This window comes from Idiomarina sp. UBA4206 (assembly GCF_002383015.1).
GTDB lineage: Bacteria > Pseudomonadota > Gammaproteobacteria > Enterobacterales > Alteromonadaceae > Idiomarina > Idiomarina abyssalis.
Genome location: NZ_DFTS01000067.1, coordinates 12,652 through 16,085, shown reverse-complemented (window position 1 = coordinate 16,085; position 3,434 = coordinate 12,652). Strand labels below are relative to the sequence as shown.

Sequence of the window (3,434 nt, the reverse complement as noted above, 5' to 3'; positions counted from 1 at the left end):
TCTACCAGCTGAGCTATTCCCGCACCGTCATCTGCCGTGGCATTCTACTGTTTAATCATTTTCAGTCAATGACTTTTTATCAATTTAGTGACTGTTTGCGCAAATTTACGGCAAAGCTGTTATTTTCTGGTCAATTCACCCTTGGCTCCGCGTAAATATTCCCACATTGACCAAACCGTTAATACAAAGGCTGCGTAGAATAAAAACATCGATAACCAATAAATATAAATATTAGCGTTCCAGAGCAATCCAATTAAGGCAATCATTTGTGCCACCGTCTTCCACTTTCCTAAATTGGAAACCGCGACTTTTGCTCTATTGCCACTTTGTGCCATCCACTCCCGCAGGGCGCTCACAATAAGCTCTCGGCAAATCATTGTTAAAGCAGGAATAGTAATAAAGGCGGAGTTGTAATCTTCGACAATCACCACCAGAGCAGCAACAACCATCGCTTTATCTGCTACCGGATCAAGAAACTCACCAAACTTAGTGAATTGATTAAAGCGCCGGGCGATATAGCCATCTAACGCATCGGTAATTGCAGCTAACCAAAAAATAAATGCAGCCCAAAAGCGCGCATCTTCCATTGGTAAATAGAAAACCACCAGAAACACCGGTATCAGTACTATCCGAAAGCTGGTCAAAATATTAGGGATATTCCACTTCATTATCCGCTCATTCCTTATTGTTTTTACTCATCACGAAATGAGTAATAAATTTTTTCCGCCAATGCTCGGCTAATACCAGGTACGCTGGCAAGTTTCTCAATACTAGCGTTTTTTACCTCTTGTAATCCACCTAGATTTTTCAAGATTGTTTGTCTGCGCTTTGCCCCTACCCCTTCAATTTGTTCTAAGGTTGAGGTTTTCTTAACTTTCGCTCTTTTCTGTCTGTGTCCCGTTATAGCAAAACGATGCGATTCATCACGTATGTGTTGAATCAAATGTAGCGCGCTGGCGTCTCTACTTAACGGAATAGTCTCGTGACTACCGGCCATAATTAAAGTTTCCAGTCCGGGTTTACGCGACTCTCCCTTCGCAACACCAATTAAAACCGGCGCCTCTTTGCCCCAGTCACTAAAGTAATTCTCTGCCTGGGCCAACTGTCCCTTACCGCCGTCAATAAACAATATATCGGGTATGTTGCCTTGTTCTTTGGCGTTATCATAACGCTTAGCCAGAGCTTTTGACATTGCTGCGTAATCATCTCCCGGAGTAATGCCGGTAATATTATAGCGACGGTAGTCAGACTTTTTAGGTCCGTTTTGATCAAACACCACGCAAGAGGCTACCGTTTGTTGCCCCATAGTATGGCTAATATCAAAACATTCCATACGCTGTATGGGCACGCCGAAATCCAACACTTGTTGTAATGCCTGAGTACGACGGTTCATTGTACTTTGTTGATTTAACCGGCTTTCCAGCGCATTAACGGCATTTTTCTGAGCCAGCGACTGATACTGACGTTTATCCCCTCTCACTTTGCTTTGCAGTTTGACGGGTTGTGACAACGCATCACTCATCACTTCGGCTAATACGTTGTCCGGCTGAATATCGACGGGAAGAACCACTTCCTTTGGAATTTTGCGTCCAGCCGTATCCGACAAATAAAACTGCAACAAAAAGGCTCTGAGCACTTCATCGTCAGGCGTATCGGTTGGCACCTTAGGAAAATAGCTACGACTGCCCTGTAAGTGGTTATCTCGGATAAAAAGCATCTGTACTGTGGTCATTCCATTACCACGCGCTAAACCAATAACGTCCAGTTCCTGCTGGCTACCGGTCACCGAGTTACGCTCCTGCGTTTTTCTTAATGCGGCAATCTGATCACGAAACCTTGCAGCCCTTTCAAAGTCCAGGTTTTCACTCGCCTGCTCCATCTTGCTCATAAGCTCGTCAATAACCTGCTGGTTTTTCCCTTGCAGGAATTGCCGCGCCAGAGCCACTTGCTCACTGTATTCCTCATCAGTGCAGACATTAACGCAAGGCGCAAGGCAGCGTTTCAGCTGATGCTGCAGGCAAGGCCTGGTACGTGCCCGATAATAGGTATCGTCACATTGGCGAATCGGAAACAGCTTTTGTAGCAGGTTTAAGCTTTCACGCACTGCTGAGCCATTTGGAAAAGGCCCGAAGTATTCGCCCTTGGTGCGACGGGCTCCGCGGTGAAAGCCCAGCCTGGGATGTTGGTGCGCTGTCAGAATAATGTACGGGTAAGACTTATCGTCCCGCAGTAACACGTTGTAACGTGGGCGATACTTTTTAATAAAGGAGTTTTCGAGTATTAAAGCTTCAGCTTCGGTGTTGGTTACGGTGACATCCATAGAAGCAATTTGCTTAACCATGACCTGAGTCTTTACACGATCAACTTTATCGCGAAAGTAGCTGGATACGCGTTTTTTTAAGTCTTTTGCTTTACCAACATAAATTACGTCACCCGACTCATCGTACATGCGGTATACACCGGGTTGATGAGTCAAGTGACGAAGAAAGCTGTCGCTGTCAAAATGTTTCTGTGTATTACCTTCCGTCATCTACCTTCAAACTGAATTAGGTCGACAAGACCGTGCTGAATTGCAAGATGGGACAATTGTACATCACCATCGATACCGAGTTTAGAGAAAATACGATAACGGAAAGTATTAATTGTTTTACTACTGATACACAGATGCCGGGCTATTTCTCTGACACGAATACCACGACTGAGCATTTGCGCAACTTGCAACTCGCGCTCACTGAGCATATCAACCATGCTTTTCTGTCTTTGAGAACGTGGGTTTTGCGCCAAGTATGCCGCTACCGGCGCCGCGACATAAACATTACCCTGTTTTAATGACCGAATTGCCTGAACTAAATCCGAGCTGTCGCATGAGTCAAGCAAGTAGCCATCGACAACACTGATACCACACTGAAAATCCAGTATATCCTGCTGGTTTCTTCCCCACACAATGAGCTTTTAGTCGCAATGACGCCTTTTTAGACGCCGCCAGTGCTCAACTGTAGCGGCCCCGCCCAGTTGGCTGCAAAGTACCACCACAGCATCTTCATATTCATAACACGTGCGACGCAAGTCAGCTATTCCCGTAACAGTCAGCACCTTGTCGCTAAAGTGCTGCTGTAAAACAGAGGCCATACCGGCACTTATAATTGGATTGGGGATTGCTAATATAATACGGTTCATAGGTTACATTCCTTATTTGTATACCTTGTTGGTCATCCTTATTAGTTTAAATCCGTACCGCCCTGCCCGAATTCGCGTCGCATATTCTGAGCTTTTAACGTCGATAACAAGTTGCTTTTACAGAACTTTACAAAAACTCGGGAAAAGCCAATTTGAGGGTGTGGCAATAGCTATTGAAGGCAAGTCAAAGATGAAGTTTTGAGCAGAGGTTACAAGCGGGCCTGGTCCAGCATATCCCACAAATAACAAGCCAGATA

The 3,434-nt window shown here is 45.2% G+C and carries 4 protein-coding genes and 1 tRNA gene (1 of these 5 running past the window's edge); all 5 read right to left on the bottom strand.

From position 1 onward, the window contains the following. A tRNA-Gly gene (locus B3180_RS13400) sits at window positions 1–23 on the bottom strand; it reaches 103 nt to the left of the window's first position. 96 nt (window positions 24–119) lie between these two features. Continuing rightward, on the bottom strand, window positions 120–668 hold the full coding sequence (gene pgsA, locus B3180_RS13395) for a CDP-diacylglycerol--glycerol-3-phosphate 3-phosphatidyltransferase (RefSeq protein WP_271331359.1): 549 nt from the start codon (window positions 666–668) through the stop codon (window positions 120–122). A gap of 23 nt (window positions 669–691) precedes the next feature. Further along, window positions 692–2,530 carry an excinuclease ABC subunit UvrC gene (uvrC, locus tag B3180_RS13390; protein ID WP_278358700.1) on the bottom strand — a complete coding sequence of 613 codons (1,839 nt, stop codon included), beginning with the start codon at window positions 2,528–2,530 and terminating at the stop codon, window positions 692–694. Then, entirely contained in the window at window positions 2,527–2,943 is a 417-nt protein-coding gene (locus B3180_RS13385) for a LuxR C-terminal-related transcriptional regulator (protein WP_286845041.1), read from the bottom strand. Before B3180_RS13385 ends, uvrC begins: the two co-directional genes overlap by 4 nt. Before the next feature lie 9 nt (window positions 2,944–2,952). Further along, window positions 2,953–3,177, bottom strand: coding sequence for a hypothetical protein (locus tag B3180_RS13380; RefSeq protein WP_286845039.1), 225 nt, complete (start codon window positions 3,175–3,177; stop codon window positions 2,953–2,955). Window positions 3,178–3,434: the final 257 nt, after the last annotated feature.